The sequence below is a fragment of the Corynebacterium faecium genome (genome assembly GCF_027257105.1).
In the GTDB taxonomy this organism is placed as follows: domain Bacteria; phylum Actinomycetota; class Actinomycetes; order Mycobacteriales; family Mycobacteriaceae; genus Corynebacterium; species Corynebacterium lehmanniae.
On sequence record NZ_JAPYJX010000004.1, the window covers coordinates 40,607 to 57,756 of the forward strand.

18 protein-coding genes are annotated in these 17,150 nt (G+C 65.6%); 8 read left to right on the forward strand and 10 right to left on the reverse strand.

Going from position 1 to position 17,150, the window contains the following annotated elements:
* Positions 1 to 16: 16 nt before the first annotated feature.
* On the reverse strand, positions 17 to 1,072 hold the full coding sequence (locus O5O53_RS05120) for a PAC2 family protein (protein WP_269509597.1): 1,056 nt from the start codon (positions 1,070 to 1,072) through the stop codon (positions 17 to 19).
* A 183-nt stretch (positions 1,073 to 1,255) separates the two neighbouring features.
* Between O5O53_RS05120 and O5O53_RS05125 the strand changes: the two genes are divergently transcribed.
* Positions 1,256 to 2,443 (forward strand): DUF4192 domain-containing protein, encoded by a 1,188-nt coding sequence (locus O5O53_RS05125; protein WP_269509599.1) that lies wholly within the window; start codon positions 1,256 to 1,258, stop codon positions 2,441 to 2,443.
* A 7-nt stretch (positions 2,444 to 2,450) separates the two neighbouring features.
* On the opposite strand, the gene galE is transcribed toward O5O53_RS05125, so the two are convergent.
* From galE to O5O53_RS05155, 6 genes are all read right to left on the reverse strand, one after another.
* On the reverse strand, positions 2,451 to 3,440 hold the full coding sequence (gene galE / locus O5O53_RS05130; RefSeq protein ID WP_181888565.1) for a UDP-glucose 4-epimerase GalE: 990 nt from the start codon (positions 3,438 to 3,440) through the stop codon (positions 2,451 to 2,453).
* Between the two features lie 20 nt (positions 3,441 to 3,460).
* The gene (locus O5O53_RS05135; protein ID WP_181888564.1) at positions 3,461 to 4,138 is read right to left on the reverse strand and encodes an iron dependent repressor, metal binding and dimerization domain protein; all 678 of its coding nucleotides are present in this window, start codon (positions 4,136 to 4,138) and stop codon (positions 3,461 to 3,463) included.
* A 137-nt stretch (positions 4,139 to 4,275) separates the two neighbouring features.
* Positions 4,276 to 5,277, reverse strand: a complete 1,002-nt coding sequence (locus O5O53_RS05140; RefSeq protein ID WP_181888563.1) for a sigma-70 family RNA polymerase sigma factor — start codon at positions 5,275 to 5,277, stop codon at positions 4,276 to 4,278.
* A 113-nt stretch (positions 5,278 to 5,390) separates the two neighbouring features.
* Positions 5,391 to 5,825: a D-aminoacyl-tRNA deacylase gene (gene dtd / locus O5O53_RS05145; RefSeq protein ID WP_269509601.1), complete on the reverse strand. Its 435-nt coding sequence runs from the start codon at positions 5,823 to 5,825 to the stop codon at positions 5,391 to 5,393.
* Positions 5,826 to 5,841: 16 nt separating this feature from the next.
* Entirely contained in the window at positions 5,842 to 7,401 is a 1,560-nt protein-coding gene (locus O5O53_RS05150) for a DUF7782 domain-containing protein (RefSeq protein ID WP_269509603.1), read from the reverse strand.
* Positions 7,402 to 7,427: 26 nt separating this feature from the next.
* Entirely contained in the window at positions 7,428 to 7,853 is a 426-nt protein-coding gene (locus O5O53_RS05155; RefSeq protein ID WP_181888560.1) for a DUF3099 domain-containing protein, read from the reverse strand.
* A 51-nt stretch (positions 7,854 to 7,904) separates the two neighbouring features.
* Between O5O53_RS05155 and O5O53_RS05160 the strand changes: the two genes are divergently transcribed.
* The 3 genes from O5O53_RS05160 to O5O53_RS05170 are packed head-to-tail and all read left to right on the forward strand — an operon-like array spanning position 7,905 to position 10,600.
* Positions 7,905 to 8,159 carry a DUF3039 domain-containing protein gene (locus O5O53_RS05160; protein WP_063936916.1) on the forward strand — a complete coding sequence of 85 codons (255 nt, stop codon included), beginning with the start codon at positions 7,905 to 7,907 and terminating at the stop codon, positions 8,157 to 8,159.
* Complete coding sequence (locus O5O53_RS05165) at positions 8,156 to 9,922, forward strand: DEAD/DEAH box helicase (RefSeq protein WP_239357463.1); 1,767 nt, start codon at positions 8,156 to 8,158, stop codon at positions 9,920 to 9,922. The genes O5O53_RS05160 and O5O53_RS05165 overlap by 4 nt, the downstream gene beginning before the upstream one ends.
* Before the next feature lie 48 nt (positions 9,923 to 9,970).
* Complete coding sequence (locus O5O53_RS05170) at positions 9,971 to 10,600, forward strand: DUF4190 domain-containing protein (protein WP_269509605.1); 630 nt, start codon at positions 9,971 to 9,973, stop codon at positions 10,598 to 10,600.
* A 78-nt stretch (positions 10,601 to 10,678) separates the two neighbouring features.
* On the opposite strand, the gene O5O53_RS05175 is transcribed toward O5O53_RS05170, so the two are convergent.
* The gene (locus O5O53_RS05175) at positions 10,679 to 12,190 is read right to left on the reverse strand and encodes an RNA polymerase sigma factor (RefSeq protein ID WP_269509607.1); all 1,512 of its coding nucleotides are present in this window, start codon (positions 12,188 to 12,190) and stop codon (positions 10,679 to 10,681) included.
* Positions 12,191 to 12,355: 165 nt separating this feature from the next.
* The gene (gene ppgK / locus O5O53_RS05180; RefSeq protein ID WP_269509609.1) at positions 12,356 to 13,114 is read right to left on the reverse strand and encodes a polyphosphate--glucose phosphotransferase; all 759 of its coding nucleotides are present in this window, start codon (positions 13,112 to 13,114) and stop codon (positions 12,356 to 12,358) included.
* 177 nt (positions 13,115 to 13,291) lie between these two features.
* Between ppgK and O5O53_RS05185 the strand changes: the two genes are divergently transcribed.
* A complete protein-coding gene (locus O5O53_RS05185; RefSeq protein ID WP_269509611.1) occupies positions 13,292 to 13,585 on the forward strand; it encodes a DUF4193 domain-containing protein in 294 nt (97 codons plus the stop codon).
* An 81-nt stretch (positions 13,586 to 13,666) separates the two neighbouring features.
* On the opposite strand, the gene O5O53_RS05190 is transcribed toward O5O53_RS05185, so the two are convergent.
* On the reverse strand, positions 13,667 to 14,209 hold the full coding sequence (locus O5O53_RS05190) for a DUF3093 domain-containing protein (protein ID WP_269509613.1): 543 nt from the start codon (positions 14,207 to 14,209) through the stop codon (positions 13,667 to 13,669).
* 120 nt (positions 14,210 to 14,329) lie between these two features.
* Here O5O53_RS05190 and dut point away from each other — a divergent pair, with 120 nt between their 5' ends.
* From dut to O5O53_RS05205, 3 genes are all read left to right on the forward strand, one after another.
* Complete coding sequence (gene dut / locus O5O53_RS05195; RefSeq protein ID WP_269509615.1) at positions 14,330 to 14,812, forward strand: dUTP diphosphatase; 483 nt, start codon at positions 14,330 to 14,332, stop codon at positions 14,810 to 14,812.
* 75 nt (positions 14,813 to 14,887) lie between these two features.
* Positions 14,888 to 15,886, forward strand: a complete 999-nt coding sequence (locus O5O53_RS05200; protein WP_269509617.1) for a DUF3710 domain-containing protein — start codon at positions 14,888 to 14,890, stop codon at positions 15,884 to 15,886.
* A complete protein-coding gene (locus O5O53_RS05205) occupies positions 15,887 to 17,149 on the forward strand; it encodes a class I SAM-dependent RNA methyltransferase (protein ID WP_269509619.1) in 1,263 nt (420 codons plus the stop codon). It abuts the gene before it with no gap.
* Position 17,150 lies beyond the last annotated feature (1 nt).

A 17,150-nucleotide genomic window follows, 5' to 3' on the forward strand; every position in this document is an offset into this window, starting at 1 on the left:
CCGACCGGCCGACACGCTAACGGGGGTCGTCGCCGTAGCCGTCCCCGTCGGAATCCCCTTGGTCGTCGTCAAGCGAACGCTCGGGAGCCGAAGGATCGATGAAGAAATGGTCGCGCAGGCGCTGATCCGTCTCCTCGCTGTGGGGGAGGCTGCGCTGCTCGTTGCGGTCCCGGTCCTCGATGGCGGTGAGGTAGTTCTCGAATGCCTCGCTGATCTCCTCGCCGCTAGGCATCTGTGCCTCGCCCGGCATCATCGCCTGCGGGTGGCGGTCGCGGTACTCCTGCATCTCGCGGTCGTAGTGCTCCTCCAGGGCCTGCACCACGTTCGTGATCTCGTCCGAGTTATGCGTCTGCTCCGCCAGCTGCTGCGACACCCGGCGCATATCCGCCTCCAGGGAACGCAGGGGGAACTGCAGGTTCGTGGAATCCTCGACGGACTGCAGCAGCTGGAACGTTGCGTGAGGGTACGGCGAAGCGGCCACGTAGTGCGGCACGTGCGCGGTGTAGCCGGCGACCGGGCGGCCGCGCTTGTGCAGTTCCCGCTCGATAAAGACCGAAGCGGAACCAGGCACGCTGACCATGCCGTCGAATGTGAACATGGAGCCGACCAACTCGCGGTCGTTGCCGTGGGCGGAAACCACCAGCGGGCGGGTGTGCGGAGCACCCATCGGAGCCGCATAAAGGCAGATGGTCTTGCTTACGCCAAACCGGTCCGCGAGATCCGCCACCGCACTACTAAAAGCCTCCCAGCGCAGGTCCGGCTCCGGGCCGGAGAGCAACAGGAAGGACTGGCCCTTCTCGTCGCGAACGACGCGCATATCTAGTTGCAGGTCCGCAACATCGGTGATTTCGGCGTGCGACAACGTCACCGTCGGCCGGCGGGAGCGGTAATCGATCAGCTCGTCGTTGCTAAACGTCGCCACTGTGCGCGACTCCAGCGCGGCCTTCAAGTGGTCGGCCGCGGACTCGATGGCGTGGCCCGCATCGGCGTAGCCGTGCATCGCGACAATAAGGGCAGGGCCGTTGTTTGCCTCCCCGCTCACCTGCGGCGCGGGGTACTCAAGTTCGTACATACGACGTTCCTGCGTCATGGTCTTCGGCCTCCTGAAATTGCTCGCCTTCCCGGCTTTCGTGCTCCACCCACACAACGGTTGGCGTCGCGGAGTATTCCATTGTGCCCGACCCGCAACCGGAAGTTGGCACCCACGGCCTTAAGGGTTGCGTACGAAGAGGTGTGAAGAAAACTTCGCTCCCGCATGGAACCGGTGCGCCCCTTCGAGCGTCTAACAGTTATGGATATTCAGCCACAACCGCACGAAACAAACCATCCGACCAGCCCGATCTCGCCGTACCCGAGCGCGCAGTTGCTCCGCTCGCCGGCACAACTCATCGCCTCCATCCCGGCCGCGCTCGGCTACTTCCCAAACGAGGCAGTGGTGCTCATCAACGCGTACAGCCCACCGGGAGCTTCTCCGACCTTGGAAATCGGGGCCTACCTCGACGCCGATGTGGGAAGCACCGAGAGTATTCAACGCGCGCTGCAACGCATCCCTCTCGCCCGACATGTGGCCACCTTTGCCGTAATTGTCACGCGGGTGCCGGGGTCCCAAATGGTTGCGGTGGCTGCGGAAGGGTTGCGAATGGCGGCGGACGCATTCGGCGAGATCGTCGAGGCCTGCTGGATCGTCTCCGAAATCGCCGACGGCACGCACTACCAGTTGGTGTTCGGACCCGACCCGGACACCGCCAGTGCAGTCTGGGAATGGAGCGCGGGCTACGAGCAAGGCACGGTGACCTCGGTGGCAGCGGCAGAACCGATGCGCCCGTTGATCGACCACGGAGTGCTGCCGGAGCTGCACAAGGGCGAAGTGTTCTCCCACTTTGCCCCGGTCTTCGAGCCTGATGTGGAGACAGGGGAGGCTCTCGCGCCCGCCGCGTACACGCGCGGCGTTGAATTGTTCCAACTGGTGAAGATGGCTCCGAAAGCCGCGCGGGTCCAGATCAAAAGAGCATGTAGCGTCTACGCCGCCGCGCCGAACGCGGGGCTGATCGACATCGACGGCAGCCTCATTATCGACGACGTGTTTACCAGCCTGGACGACGTCGAGCTGTTCGCCGCCATGCTGTCTGGAAGTAGATTGCGCGACTTCCTCATTCTCGACGCGTTGGAACGCCCGCGGGCGGCCGGAGCGGTGCTGTTGACCATCGCGCGCAATTTCCGCGGGGAAATCAGGGCGAACGCGCTGTGCCTGTGGGCCATGATCGCCTTGTCGCAGGGACTCATCGGTTGGGCCAGCGCGGCGCTGGAGTGTGCAGAGGGGGAGCTGCTGGGGCACAACTTGACCGCGTTGTTGGGCGGCGTGTTGGACATCGGGCAGGGCCATTCACTACTCGAGCTGTGTCGCCAGGGGTGCCTGGACACCTGGAGCGAGCTCGAGGGGTAATGCGCGTCTAGCGTGCGGAATGCGACCGGTCCCCGAGCTGGCGGGTGAACTCCCAGGCGTCTTCGACGATGGTGCGCAGCTGCGTCCGCGTCGGGTTCCATCCGAGGGCGTCGCGGATCTTCTCCGAGGACGCGATCAGCGTCGCCGGGTCGCCTGCACGGCGCGGCGCCACCTCCGCCGGGATTGGGTGGCCGGTGACCTCGCGGCAAACCTCGACCACCTCGCGAACGGAGTACCCGTCGCCGGAGCCCAAGTTGTAGATCTGGTGCGTGCCGGGGGAGTTGGCTTCAAGCGCGAGCACGTGCGCGTCTGCGAGGTCCCGGATATGGATGTAATCGCGCACGCACGTGCCATCCTTCGTGGGCCAGTCGTCGCCGTACATCATGATCTTGTCGCGGTAGCCCATTGCCACCTGCAGCACGATGGGGATCAGGTGCGTCTCCGTGATGTGGTTTTCGCCGATGCCGTTGTACGCGCCGGCGACGTTGAAGTAGCGCAGGCTGGTTGCGCCAAGGCCGTAGGCGTTGCAGTAAGAGGTGATGGCGTCATCGATGGCCAACTTCGTCGCGCCGTACGGGTTGGTCGGCCGGGTGGGAGCGTCCTCCGTAATCGGCACCACGTCAGGTTCTCCGTAGGTGGCGGCAGTGGAGGAAAAGACCAGCGAATTCGCACCGTGGCGGCGCATCGCATCGAGCAGAGCCAGCGAAACGTCGAGGTTGCCGTGCCAGTACTTGGCGGGGTCCTCCATGGACTCGCCGACAAGGGACCTCGCCGCAAAATGCAGCACGCCGTCCACCGGTGCGGCGCCGTCTGCGGCGAGCACATCGTCGATGACGTCGCGGATCTCACCTTCGACAAACGTGGCGCCTTCCGGAACGGCGTAACGGTTGCCGGTGGACAGATCGTCCACGACGATCACTTCGTGTCCCGCTTCGAGCAGGGTGGCAGCGCATACGCTGCCCACGTAGCCGGCGCCGCCGGTGACAACAAGCTTCATGGCAGTCCTTTCCGTGCTGGCTAGTCTTCGCGCTCCACGCGCAGGGCGTGCGAGACATCCGCGGTGAGAACGAAAGTCTCACCCTTATCTGTGGACACCTCCAGTGCGCCGTCTTCCAGCGGCTGCAGTTCCACCGTCTGGCCCACCAATTGGCCGGCGGCCCTTGGCAGTGCGCCGTCCTGCAGGATCTCGCTGATCTGCACCACCTTTGCGCGCACAGGTTCCTTGAGCCGGAGGTCGCTGGCGCGGGTGCCCGCTTGGTCGGCGGTGCTGGCGGCTGCGCCGAGCTCGTCGAGTGCGGGGATTGGGTTGCCGAAGGGGGAGCGGTCCGCGTTGTCCAGCACCGCGACGACGCGGCGCTCCACATCTTCGCTCATGACGTGCTCCCACCGGCACGCCTCCTCGTGGACCTGGGCGAGGTCCAGCTTCAGCACGTCCGTAAGCAGGCGCTCTGCAAGACGGTGCTTGCGCATCACGGCGGTGGCGCGCCGGCGCCCCTCATCGGTCAGCGACAGGGAGCGGTCGTGCTCGACCACGATCAGTCCGTCGCGCTCCATGCGAGCCACCGTCTGCGAGACGGTGGGGCCGGATTGCTCGAGGCGTTCCGCGATTCGCGCGCGCAGCGGCGTAATGCCTTCCTCTTCCAGTTCGTAGACGGTGCGCAGATACATCTCTGTGGTGTCAACGAGGTCACGCACTGTGATGCTCCCTTCCAATCGCGGTGCTGGCTCGGGGTCCAAAAACCATGTGGCAACACTGTAGCCCAGCACCCGCGGCGGTACCGGTGAACCTCATGCGGGGCGCTGGGCTGTAAACGTGTGCTGACTGCGGCAGCTTAGAGCGCGTAATCGCGCAGGCGGTCGGCACGCTCGCCGGCGCGCAGCTTCGCCATCACTTCGCGTTCGATCTGGCGGACGCGCTCGCGCGACAGGCCGAACTGGCGGCCGATCTGGTCCAGGGTGCGCGGCACGCCGTCGGTCAAGCCGTAGCGCATGCGGATGACGTCCTGCTCGCGCTGCTCGAGGCCGTTAATGATGTCCTCGATATCGTCGTGGCGCAGGGTGGTCACCACCGCGTCCTCGGCATCGGTGGCCTCGGCGTCTTCGATGAAGTCGCCCAGCGGCGCCTCCTCGTCGGCACCGACCGGCATGTCCAAGCTCACCGGGTCACGCGACTGGCGCAGCAGCATCTCAATCTTGGATTCCTCGATGCCGGATTCCTCCGCCAGCTCCTCGTTCGTGGGCTCGCGGCCCAGGGACTGGTACATCTCACGGCGGATGCGGGACAGCTTGTTCACCTGCTCCACCAGATGGACTGGGAGGCGGATCGTGCGGGACTGGTCCGCCATGCCTCGCGTGATCGCCTGGCGGATCCACCACGTGGCGTAGGTGGAGAATTTGAAGCCCTTGGAGTAGTCGAACTTCTCCATCGCGCGGATCAGGCCCAGGTTGCCTTCCTGGATCAGGTCCAGAAGCGGCATGCCGCGGCCGGTGTAGCGCTTCGCCAGCGACACCACGAGGCGCAGGTTGGCTTCCAGCAGGTGGGCGCGCGCCTTGCGGCCTTCCTTCGCCAGAATCTTCAGGTCGCGCTTCTTCGCGCGGGTGAGCTTCACCTCCGGATCGTCCAAAAGGCGCTGCGCGTACAAGCCGACCTCGATCTGCTGGGCGAGTTCGACCTCCTCCTCAGCGTTGAGGAGGGCAGTCTTGCCGATGCCGTTGAGGTAGACGCGAACAAGGTCCGCAGAAGGGTTGTCGTTTGTCTGGTTCCTCCGGCTACCGCGGTCGACGGTCTCTTCGGATTCCTTGGTTCCCTGTGCAGCGTGATCCGGTTGGGTCATGTGGCAACGCCTCCTCGGACTAGGTGGAAAAGCTGGGTGGGACAGCTGGGCAGTCTAGATGGGCAACGTTCAGCTGTCGCCCAGTGTTCCCGCCCGCGGGAAATATATTCAGGTCACGCTTCGACGATCACGGTGAAGGGACCGTCGTTGACGCTTTCGACCTGCATATGCGCACCAAATCGGCCTTCCTCGACGTGGATGCCGCGCGTGCGCAGTGCCTCGGCAATATTGCCGATCACCGGTTCCGCGACGTCGCCAGGTGCAGCGTCGCTCCAGGACGGGCGCCGTCCTTTCGCCGTGCGGCCCATCAACGTGAACTGGCTGACCAGCAGCACCGGAGCGTCAGCATCCTCCACCGACCGTTCGCCGTCGAGAATGCGCAGTTCCGCGATCTTGCGCGCAACCGTCTCCCACGCATCGTCCGCGTCCTCGCGGCCCGCGCCGACGAGAGCGAGGATCCCGCCGGTGTCGGGACAGTCGATCGCGCCGACGGTCTCGCCGTCCACGGTCACGGACGCGCTTGTCACACGCGTGAGTACTGCTTTCATTGCTGCTCCGTTCTGTTTAAAGGTGAGTCAATTGCGCATTTTCAGCGGGAAGGATCAGCCCGTGGCGCACAAGGTCAACCACAGCGCCCGCCGCATCCGCTTCAAGTTTGTCGACGTCCTCCGGTTGCCCCAGCCCGCGCGATGCCGCGTACAGGCTGACAACGTCCCGTAACGGCAGTCCGTTCGGGTGCAGTCCCGAGATCAGCGAGAGGATGCCAGCGTCGATGGTGTGGGAAAACCGCGGCCCGTCGGTGCGGGTGATGCGCAGTGTTTCATCGGCGAACCCCATCCCGAGCTCGGTGTCGGCGAGCTTGATGTCTTCCAGCGCTACCGTCGGCCGGACCACATAGTTCGCGTCGAGGACGTCGTCGCGGTCCTTGCCGCGCAGCCAGGCGGTGCGGGTGAAGTACTCTTCCGCTTCCGGGCCGAGCGGGTCTGTGAACGGCTGGGACAGTTCCTCGCAGGTGATCTCGCTGGGAGCGTCGCCGATGTCTTCCAGGAGGATCCAGCCGAAGCCCACTGCGTGGACGTCGTTGTCGGCAAAGTGGTCCAGCCACTGCACGGTGCGCGCGACGCCCTCGTCAGAGCGCGGATCGATGGATTCGTCGCGCAGCCACGTGGAGACGTACATGCCGGGATCGACCACATCGCGCTGCAGCACCCAGGCGCTCACGCCGTGGGACGGCAGCCAGGACGCGACCCTGGCCTGCCAGGACTGGTCGAGCACATGCACCCACGAACCAAGGATGAACGCGCGGCCGCCCTCGGCGAGGTGCTCCGGCGCCTGGCCGAGCACCAGCTCAGTTGCGCCGTCGAGGTCCAAACCAGAATCGCGGTAGACATGCCCCACCTCCGGTAGCCCCACCACAAACGGCGGGTTGGCCACGATGCGGTCGAATCTCTCGCCTTGCACCGGCTCGAACCATGCGCCCTCGCGCAACTCCACGTTGTCCACCCCGTTCGCCCGCATGGTCGCCTCGGCGAACTGCAGCGCGCGGGCGTGGACGTCCGTGGCCACCACGCGCGTGGCGGCGTCCGCCTGCGCGAGCGCCTGGATGCCGGAGCCGGTGCCCAAATCCAGCACCGAATCCACCGGAGTGCACGGTGTCGCGGACAGCAGCGACAGCGACGCCGAGCCGACGCCGAGGACGTGGTCGCGGCCCGGGACGTGGTCCGTCATGGACGCGTCGAGGTCGGAGAGCACCAGCCTCGGCTTGCCGGCCACCACGTGGGGGCGCACGTCAACGGCGATGCGGTACGTGGACGAGTCGGCGACGGGCAGGACCAGGTGGTCGTCGATAAGCGAAAGCGCAAGTTTCGGGGTGAGCATGTCGCTCAACGCCTCCGCTGTGGCGGGGCGGCGCAGCAGGAAGAACCGGATCAGGCGCGACGAGCGCGCGTCGTCGGAACACGCCGCCAGAACGACACCCGGCTCACGGCGGTAGAGCGCCTCGGTCGCCTCCGGGCCGAGGTGGGCCGCGACGCCGTCGGCGCTGAAACCCGCCGCGTCGAGTTCTGCGGCAAGCGCCTGGGCAACTGCGGGAAGGTGAGGGGAGAGATCATCTGGGGCAGTCACGCAAAAACTCCTGCGGTGCGAGGGGGCTATTCGTCGTGGTCGATGATAGCGGGGGAGCTAGACCGGTCCTTCTCCGCCGAATCCAGCGCCGTGCGTTGCTGCTGCGCCAGCATCTGCTGCTCCTGGCGCGCCACCGCCGGCTTGTACACATTCTTCTGACGGGTATCCCGGACCTCGCCCTGCGCGTTGCCGCGCACGACGGCGATCCACGGCAGCGGGACAGACACCACGAACAAAATGCCGGCGAGCACCCACCAGTTCGCCCACGCCGCGGCCACCGCCGCGACGATGAACGGCAGGCGCAACCCCTGCAAGACGGCGTACTGCTTCTCGCGCGACTGCCTGTTTTGCTCCGGGGTGTAGGAAGCGTCCGTGATCAGCGCGCGGGATCTCCTGCCCCGGCGTGAGTGGCGGGAGGCGCGCCCGGTGGATGTGTGGTCGTTGGCGCTCATGAACTCTGAGGTTAGCCCTCCGGCTTAACCTCTCGCCCAAATTGGGGCATGATGGTTGCCGTGAATACGACGACGAAGACGCTCGAGCGCCCGGACCTCAGGGAAGACACCTCGTCGACCACGGACGACGGCACCCCCAAGTTCTTCCACTACGTGAAGAAGGACCAGATCGTCGATTCCGCCATCTCCGGAAAAATGGTGGTGGCGCTGTGCGGCGAGACCTTCCCGGTGAAAAAGCAGGCCAAGCCCGGGTCCCCGGTTTGCCCTGACTGCGAGCGGATCTACAAGGGGCTGCGCCGCAAGTGACCGCCGCGACTTCTGGGCCCCAGCTGCGCAAATGGCAGCAGGAGGCCCTTGATTCGTTTCTCCGCGACAAGCCGCGCGACTTCATGGCCGTGGCAACCCCTGGCGCGGGCAAAACCACCTTCGCGCTCACTCTGGCCTCTCGCCTGAAAGAGGACAAGACTGTCCAGCGTATCATCGTGGTGGTGCCCACGGAGCACCTGAAGCACCAGTGGTCCGACGCGGCGAAGCGCTTCGGGCTGTCGTTGGACCCGAACTTCACCAACTCGTCCGCGGTCAACGCCTCCTACGACGGCATCGTGGTCACCTACGCGCAGGTGGGCATGCACCCCTTCAAGCACCACGCTGTGGCTTCTGCCCGCCGCACGCTGGTGATCTTGGACGAGATCCACCACGCCGGCGATTCCAAGAGTTGGGGCGACGGCGTCTACGAGGCGTACAACGATGTGGAGCACCGACTTGCGCTGACCGGCACACCGTTTCGTTCCGACGACTCGCAGATCCCGTTCGTGCGCTACGTCGAAGACGGCGAAGGGCACTTGGTCTCGGAGGCCGATTACACCTACGGCTACTCGCATGCGCTTGCCGACGGCGTGGTGCGCCCCGTGGTCTTCCTCGCGTACTCGGGTGAGGCGCAATGGAAGGACTCGGCGGGCGAGGAGTATTCCGCCCGCCTTGGCGAGCCGCTCAACGCCGAGCAAACCACCCGCGCCTGGCGCACCGCGTTGGACCCGAAGGGCGATTGGATCGCCGCGGTGCTTTCCGCCGCGCACACCAGGTTGATGAAGATCCGCGCGAACATGCCGGACGCCGGCGGGTTGGTCATTGCCACGAACAAGACCACCGCCCGCGCCTACGCGAAAATCCTGGAGTCACTGTCCAACACCCCGGTCACCGTGGTGCTGTCCGACGAGCCGGGCGCTTCCGACCGCATTGACGAGTTCTCCGCCTCCCGCGACGAGTGGATGGTTGCGGTGCGCATGGTCTCCGAGGGCGTGGACGTGCCGCGCCTGTCAGTTGGCGTCTACGCCACCTCAGCGTCCACCCCGCTGTTTTTCGCGCAGGCGATCGGCCGTTTCGTGCGCTCCCGCATGCCGGGCGAGTCCGCCTCCGTGTTTCTGCCCTCCGTGCCGGTGCTGCTGCGACTGGCGGAGGAGATGGAGGTCTCGCGCGACCACGTGCTGGGTAAACCTCACCGAGAATCCGGCTGGTCCGACGAGCTGCTGGATCAAGCAAACCGCACGCAGACCGAGCCGGACGACATGCCGTCCTACGAATCCATCGGCGCGTCCGCCGAGCTGGACTCGCTGATTTTCGACGGCTCGACTTACGGCACGCCCACCCAAGCAGGCTCCGCCGAAGAGCAGGACTTCCTCGGCCTGCCCGGCCTGCTCGACGCCGACCAGGTGCGAACGTTGTTGGCCAAGCGGCAAAGCGACCAACTGGATGCCCGCGACGCCGAGGAGCGGGCGCGCAGGGCAGAGGAGCGCAAGGCCCGCGAGCGTGCGGAGGTGCTTGGCGAGCCGGTGAAGAAGCCCGTCCCGGCAGAGGAAGCGGCAGCTGCCTCTAACGCCACAACCGCCGCGGACGAAATCCCCGCGCTGCGCAAGGAGCTCAACGCCCGTGTGGCCATCGCCGCCGGGAAGACCGGCCGGCCCCACGGCGCGATCCACACGGAGGTGCGCAAAGCCTGCGGCGGGCCGCCCACCGCGCTGTGCAACGCCGAGCAGCTGCGCGAGCGCATCGCCTTCCTGCGAGACTGGTAGCCCCACCGGTAGGGTGGCGTGCACCGCAATGAAACGAAAGGAATTGTGATGAGCACCCCTTACAACGGCCAGAACCCGAACGGTCAAAATCCGAACGGCCAGAACCCGTACGGTGAAAACCCCTACGGTGGCGGCCAGTACGGCACCAACCCTGCTGGCGGCCACCCGGAGGGCGTTTCCAACTATGGCGACTACACCGCCCCCGAGCAGCTGCAGCCGGACTACACCCGCGGCGAGCCTGGCCACGCCGGTTACGGCATGGCCGGCAGCAACTACAACCAGCCGCCGACGTCGTACGGCTACGAGGCAGCACCGCCCCAGCAGAACAACGGTGTCGCCCTCGCAGCGATGATCCTGGGCATCCTGTCCTTGCTGGGCCTGCTGTTCCTCTTGCCGGGCCTCGTGCTCGGCGTGATCGCGCTGATCCTGGGCATCGTCGGCGTGAAGAAGGCCAACTCCATCGTCGGCCCGGGCTCCCGCAAGGGCATGGCGATCTCCGGCATCGTCATGGGCGCCATCGCCACCATCCTGTCGGCACTGATGCTCATCTTCGGCATCTCTGTGGCGAAGCAGCTCTTGGACGACGGAGTCATGGAGGCGTGCGAGCAGTTCCAGGGCGATAACGAGCAGTACCAGTCCTGCATCGAGGACGAGGTTGAAAAGAGCTTGAACAACTAGGCACTTTGCTTTTCGACGGCTAACGCCCCGGCCACGAGCGGCCGGGGCGTTTACGCGTTTCGGGCCTAAACCAGGCTGTTAGTCCAGGTAGTCGCGCAGCACCTGCGAACGGGACGGGTGGCGCAGCTTCGACATCGTCTTGGACTCGATCTGGCGGATGCGCTCGCGCGTCACACCGTAGACCTGGCCGATCTCGTCGAGGGTGCGCGGCATGCCGTCGGTAAGCCCGAAGCGCAGGCGCACAACGCCGGCCTCGCGCTCGGACAGGGTGTGCAGGACGTCCTGCAGCTGGTCCTGCAGCAGGGTGAAGGACACCGCGTCCACAGCCACGACAGCCTCGGAGTCCTCGATGAAGTCGCCGAGCTGGCTGTCGCCCTCATCGCCGATGGTCTGGTCGAGGGAGATCGGCTCGCGGGCGTACTGCTGGATCTCGAGGACCTTCTCCTCGGTGATATCCATTTCCTTCGCCAGCTCGAGCGGCGTCGGCTCGCGGCCGAGGTCCTGCAGCAGCTCGCGCTGGATACGGCCGAGCTTGTTGATGACCTCGACCATGTGCACCGGGATACGGATGGTGCGCGCCTGGTCCGCCATCGCACGGGTGATGGCCTGGCGGATCCACCAGGTGGCGTAGGTGGAGAACTTGTAGCCCTTGGAGTAGTCGAACTTCTCCACGGCACGGATCAGACCCAGGTTGCCCTCCTGGATCAGGTCCAAGAAAGCCATGCCGCGGCCGGTGTAGCGCTTCGCAAGGGAGACCACCAGACGAAGGTTCGCCTCCAGCAGGTGGTTCTTCGCCTTCCGGCCGTCGCGCGCCACTGCGCGCAGATCGCGCTTCACCGCCGGGGTGAGCTTGGCGTCCTTGTCGCCCTCCGCGGCGGCGCGCGCCATCTCGTCGAGGCGGTACTGCGCGTACAGCCCAGCCTCGATGCGCTTGGCCAGGGACACCTCCTGCTCAGCATCGAGCAGGGCAACCTTGCCGATCTGCTTGAGGTAGGCGCGCACCGAGTCTGCCGAGGCGGTCAGCTGCGCATCCTTGCGCGCCTGGCGCAGCGCGGCAGATTCCTCGATGTCCCAGACAGAGGAGCCCTCGTCCTCGTCTTCTTCGTCCTCATCATCGTCGCCGTCTTCGGCGAGGTCGTCGTCATCCTCGCTGTCGTCGCCGAGAGCACCGTCGATATCCTCGTCGAAGGCATCGTCATCGTCGCCGATCTCCGCATCGTAATCCGCGTCATCGCGGTCGGAATCCTGATCGTCCAATTCGTCCGCGCCGCCGGTGACGGACTGAAGCTCGTCGTCCAGCTCGTCGGCATCGCCCGCGGCGCTTTTCGCGGCCTTGGTCGCCTTCTTTGCTGTGGCTTTCTTCGCCGTCGTCTTCTTGGCAGTTTTCTTGGCAGACTTTTTTGCGGTCTTCTTCGCAGTCTTCTTAGCTGCCTTCTTCACCGTCTTTTTGGCGGTCTTCTTCGCGGTTTTCTTCGCAGCTTTCTTGGCTGTCTTTTTCGCGCTGGACTTGGCAACGCTGCCTGCGCCGCCGTCGGACGAAACCGCAGTCACGTCGTCGGCACTGTTGCTTGAAGCTTGGCTGGCTACCACGTACGCCCTTTCGAGTCAATCGGACCTTACCACTGGCAATCCAGGGTACGTATGCGTCCCGAAATTTTCAGAACGCCAATATTAACAGTCGTCCGAGCGGAGTATTCCTTCCCCCGCGGACTGACCGTTTAACGGCAACCACCGTACAACAACCTTCAGGCTGGTCTACGGTGCGACATGGTTCTGGGCGGCCATCGCTGCCCCCACGATTCCTGCACGGTTGCGCAACGCTGCTGGAACAACCGGGGTGTCCACCGTGAGCAATGGGACCCACTTTTCGGAATGGCGGGAAATCCCGCCGCCGACGATGAACGCGGCCGGGTTGAACAACCGGTCGTACTCGTGGAGCACCTTATCCACACGTTTGGCCCACTTCTTGTAGCTCAACTCCTCCCGGTCTTTTGCCGCGGAGGAGGCGAGGTGCTCTGCCTCGGTGCCGTCGATAAGCATGTGCCCGAGTTCGGTGTTGGGGAACACCGTGCCGTCCATGAGAAACGCCGACCCGATGCCGGTGCCGAAGGTGAGGAAGATGACTGCCCCCTTGCGGGCGGCCTCATCGCCGAAGGCCACCTCGGCGATGCCGGCCGCGTCCGCGTCGTTGAGCACAGAGACGGCATCGCGGCCCAGCGCTTGGGTGAACAGGTCGTGCACATTGGTGCCCACCCACGATTCATCGATGTTGGCAGCGGTGCGCGCGACCTGCTGGGTCACCACGGAGGGGAGGGTGACCCCGACGGGGCCGTCCCAATCGCACTGCCGGACAATTTGCGCGACCACTTCGGCCACCGCTTCCGGCGTTGCCGGCTGCGGCGTAGCAATCTTCACGCGTTCGCTCACGAATTCGCCGGTGCGCAGATCCACTACGGCCCCCTTCACGCCGGAGCCGCCCACATCAACGCCGAAACCTCGAGCCTGTTCTGTCATGCAGTGAAGTGTACAAACGTCACGGCAGTTCCGCCTTGCTACTGCGCATCGCGACTGAAGTTTTCTGCTTCTGAGCAGGAAAGATGACAGGGCTATGTGTTTGACCTAGTATTCCGCTCAAATAACGACATTCAGGCCCCTCCCGGGGCGACCACGCTGAGCTGGAGGACACACACCATGGCCACCGATTACGACGCGCCTCGCCGCCGCATGGACGACGAGATTGAGACCGACTCCTTGGAAGGTCTCAAGGCTGCTGAAGTAGCTGGCAGCAGCATGGACGACGATGGCGAGATCGTGGAACCGGTGGAGCCTCCGACCCAGGACCTCTCCGGCGAAGAACTCAACGTCGAGGTCAAGCCGCGCCAGGACGACGAGTTCACCTGCGCGTCCTGCTTCCTCGTGCAGAAGAACAAGCGCCTCGCCTACACCGAGGGAGACGGTTCCAAGATCTGCCTCGACTGCGAGTAAGCATCTGCTTATCGACGGCTAAAGGGCGGTCCCATCCCGACAGATGGCGCCGCCCTTTGTTGTCTGCTGTGACGCTCCGGGCTACCCGGCGGTAGTGCCTGGCGCGAAGGCCGCCAGCACCGCTTCGGGGTTCTTCGAGGAGACCAGCCAGTACGGGGTGGGGTCCTCCGGGTCGTCCAAGACGATCAGCACGTGTTCGCTGACCCAGGGGCGCGAGACCAAATACGCCGCCGGATCCAGCTGGCGCCCCAACGCATTCTGGCGGGCGGAACCCGGCACCACCATCGAGCGTGAAACTACTGTGCTGGGCAGGTTCGCGTCGTCTACGAGCAGCCAGCGCGTGCCGTCCGGATCCTGCTCAACGGAGACTGTGGTGCGCGACAACCAGAACAAAAACCACGCGAATAGGGCAGTGAACAGCACTAGCGGAACTGCGAACCACCACACGTTGCGGTTGAGGCCCAACTGCCCGGCGAGCAGCAGAGCGAGCCCGGCGAGGGCAGCCCACCAATACCAAGGCACCCACTGGCGCTCCGTGTACAACACCTTTGCCTGAGGTGCCGTCGCAGCCGGTGCTGCATTCTCGGAGCCGGGGTTTGAAGGGGTCGAAGCGGTCTCACTCACGCATTCCACAATAGGCGGGGCAAACGCAGGGACATACTTGCGCGGCAGCAACGGGGGAGCCCGGCGCAGTGCCCCGACGAAGTAGCGCTGCCGGAGCGGCACTGACGTAGTGTGGGGCGGGTGGAGAACCAAAACAGCACGTACAGCACCTACGGTGGCGATCCGCTCCCGCCGATTCCAGTCAAGCGCCTTGATCCGGAGCTGCCAATGCCGATGCGGGCACATCCGGAGGACGCCGGCGCGGACCTGTATTCCACAGAAGATCTGGTGTTGCAGCCGGGGGAGCGGGCGCTGGTGGCCACCGGTGTGGCAATCGCGCTGCCGGTAGGCACGGTCGGCCTGATCCACCCGCGCTCCGGCATGGCCGCCAAGCACGGGTTGAGCATCGTCAACACGCCCGGCACGATCGACGCGGGCTACCGCGGAGAGTTGAAGGTCTGCCTGCTCAACACCGACCGATCCCTGCCGATCGAGATCACCCGCGGCATGCGGATCGCGCAGCTGGTGATTCAGCGCGTGGAATTGGTGGATTTCACCGAGGTTGAGGCGCTGGACGAAACACAGCGCGGCGCGGGCGGGTACGGCTCGACCGGCACGCACTAGCACGGGCTACAGTCAGTAACCGCAAACACAAGAATTACACTCATCTGCGACCACCAATTTAGGGAGTGACCACCGATGGCATTTTGGCCGTTTGGCAAGAAAAAGAAGAAGCAGAAGCAGGAGAATCCTGTAGAGTCCTCGCCGCTCGAGCCGAAGCAGGACCAGCCCGCGGCCGAGCAGGACCAGCCCGCGGCCGAGCCTGAGGCAGCGCCGAAGATCGAGGCTGCTGAGGAAGCTTCGCCCGTTGAAAAGCAGGAAGCTGCCCCCGCGTCCGCACCTGTCGCTTCCGCCGCAGCTGGTGTGGAGGCGCTGACGGACTACGACCCGGTCGGCGGCTCCACCGGCCCGTTCGACGGCGACAACGTGGACATCGAGGACTTCGACTTCTCGGATTTTTCCAACGTCACCCTGAACCTCGGTTCCATCCGCGTCCCGCTGCCGAAGGAATCCCAGGTGCAGGTGGAGATGGGTGAACAGGGCCCCAAGATGGTCCACGTAGTCACCCGCTACGGTCGCATTACCCCGGTGGCATTCGCCGCGCCGCGCACCGGCGGCCTGTGGGAGGAATCCTCGCAGGAGATCATTGAGGGCATGCGCGCCGAAGGCATGCCGGTGGAGATCCAGCAGGGCCCGTGGGGCCAGGAGATCGTGGGCACCGGCACAAACGGCGTCATCCGCATCATCGGTGTGGAGGGCCCGCGCTGGCTCTACCGCGTGACTCTGGCGGCGCCGACTGGGTCTGAAGACCAGCTCGCAGAAATCGGCCGCGAGACCATCGCGCGCTCCTTCGTCTACCGCGGCGAGGACCCGATCCTGGCCGGCAACTCCCTGCAGGTTGTCCTGCCTGCGCAGCTGGCGCAGCAGGTGCAGGCCGCAGCTGAGGCCAAGGCGCGTCAGGGCCAGGCTTCCGCGCAGGCTCCGGCGGAGGGTAACCCGAACGCCCTGAGCGACGCGCTGAAGCAAATCATCGCCCAAAACGCGGAGAATCAGAAGCAGCTGCAGGAGCTGCGCGAGCGCCGCGCAGCCGGCGGCAGCACGAAGGCAGGCGGCGACACCCCGTCTGCTGCCGAGTAAGTGGCGGAGCTTCAGCACGGCACCGGCTCGCCCGCTCTCGCGGTCGGGGAGCCGGTGCGCTTGCATGTCCGGGCCATGGCTCACGGCGGTGAAGGCATTGCCGACGCGCCCGACGGCCGCGTGGTGTTCGTCCGCGGCGCAATCCCCGACGACACGGTGGAGGCGACGCTGACGAAGGCGAAGAAGCGTTGGGCCCGCGCGGAGACCACCGCTGTGCTTGAGCCGTCGCCGCACCGAGTCGATCCCACCTGCCCCGCGGCGGCCGCAGGCGCGGGGTGCTGCGACTTTTCCCATATCGAGGCAGATGCGCAGCTGGAGTTCAAGCGCGAGGTGCTGCTTGGACAACTTGGAGCGCTTTCTTCCCGCTCCGGGGTGCTTGACGCGCTCGACCTTGGTGCAGTGGAGGCGGTCCAGCTCCAGCCGGTCACCGGGTGGCGCACCCGCGTCCGGCTTGGCGTGGACAGCCAGGGCAACGCCGGCATGCGGCGGGCGCGTTCCACCGACGTTGTCGCAGGGGTGGCGTGCACCCAGCCGGTGCCGGGCTTGCTCGACGGCATCGTGGGAGAACAGGCCGAGAAGTTCACTCCCGGCGCCGAGCTCGTCGTTGCGGTTGATGCCGACCGCACCCGCCACGTAGTGGAGACCCAGGCTGCGCAACGCGGCCGCCGCGTTGAGCGCGTCGAGCGCGTGATTGAAGGTCCAGGTGAACTGGTGGAGCGCGTACGCGGGTTCGACTTCGTCTTTCCACCAACTGCGTTTTGGCAGGCGCACCTGCGCGCCCCTGAGGCGTACTCCGACGTGATCGCGCAGTGGGGTGCGGGGGAGTACACCAACCGTGTGGGCTGGGACCTCTACGGCGGCGTCGGCGCGTTCGTGCCGTCGATGAGCGAGGCGCTCGGCGGCGGCCGAATCGAGTCGGTGGACTATTCCAGCGCAGCAACCTCCCGCCGCCAGCAGGTCGCGGACGCATGCGATGTGCGCGTCCACCACGGCGACGTGGCGGTGGTCGTCGGCGAGCTGGAGCGACCGCCGGGTTTGGTTGTGCTGGACCCGCCGCGTGCAGGCGCTGGCGCCGAGGTGGTCCGTGCGATTGCCCAGGCGGCACCCGAGCGCATCATCCACGTCGGCTGCGACCCGGCAACGTTCGCTCGCGACCTGGCGGGTTTTGGCGAGCACGGCTACGCGGTCAAGCAGATGAAGCTTATCGACGCGTTCCCGAACACCCACCACTTCGAAGTGATCGCGGTGCTTGAAGCGGTGTAGC

Excerpts from the sequence above, each read along its gene's own strand:
- O5O53_RS05155 (WP_181888560.1), bottom strand. The coding sequence starts at position 7,853 with ATGAGCGCCAACGACCACACATCCACCGGGCGCGCCTCCCGCCACTCA.
- ppgK (WP_269509609.1), bottom strand. The coding sequence starts at position 13,114 with ATGACAGAACAGGCTCGAGGTTTCGGCGTTGATGTGGGCGGCTCCGGC.
- O5O53_RS05170 (WP_269509605.1), top strand. The coding sequence starts at position 9,971 with ATGAGCACCCCTTACAACGGCCAGAACCCGAACGGTCAAAATCCGAAC.
- dtd (WP_269509601.1), bottom strand. The coding sequence starts at position 5,825 with ATGAAAGCAGTACTCACGCGTGTGACAAGCGCGTCCGTGACCGTGGAC.
- galE (WP_181888565.1), bottom strand. The coding sequence starts at position 3,440 with ATGAAGCTTGTTGTCACCGGCGGCGCCGGCTACGTGGGCAGCGTATGC.
- O5O53_RS05140 (WP_181888563.1), bottom strand. The coding sequence starts at position 5,277 with ATGACCCAACCGGATCACGCTGCACAGGGAACCAAGGAATCCGAAGAG.
- O5O53_RS05185 (WP_269509611.1), top strand. The coding sequence starts at position 13,292 with ATGGCCACCGATTACGACGCGCCTCGCCGCCGCATGGACGACGAGATT.
- O5O53_RS05200 (WP_269509617.1), top strand. The coding sequence starts at position 14,888 with ATGGCATTTTGGCCGTTTGGCAAGAAAAAGAAGAAGCAGAAGCAGGAG.
- O5O53_RS05160 (WP_063936916.1), top strand. The coding sequence starts at position 7,905 with ATGGTTGCCGTGAATACGACGACGAAGACGCTCGAGCGCCCGGACCTC.
- O5O53_RS05120 (WP_269509597.1), bottom strand. The coding sequence starts at position 1,072 with ATGTACGAACTTGAGTACCCCGCGCCGCAGGTGAGCGGGGAGGCAAAC.
- O5O53_RS05125 (WP_269509599.1), top strand. The coding sequence starts at position 1,256 with ATGGAACCGGTGCGCCCCTTCGAGCGTCTAACAGTTATGGATATTCAG.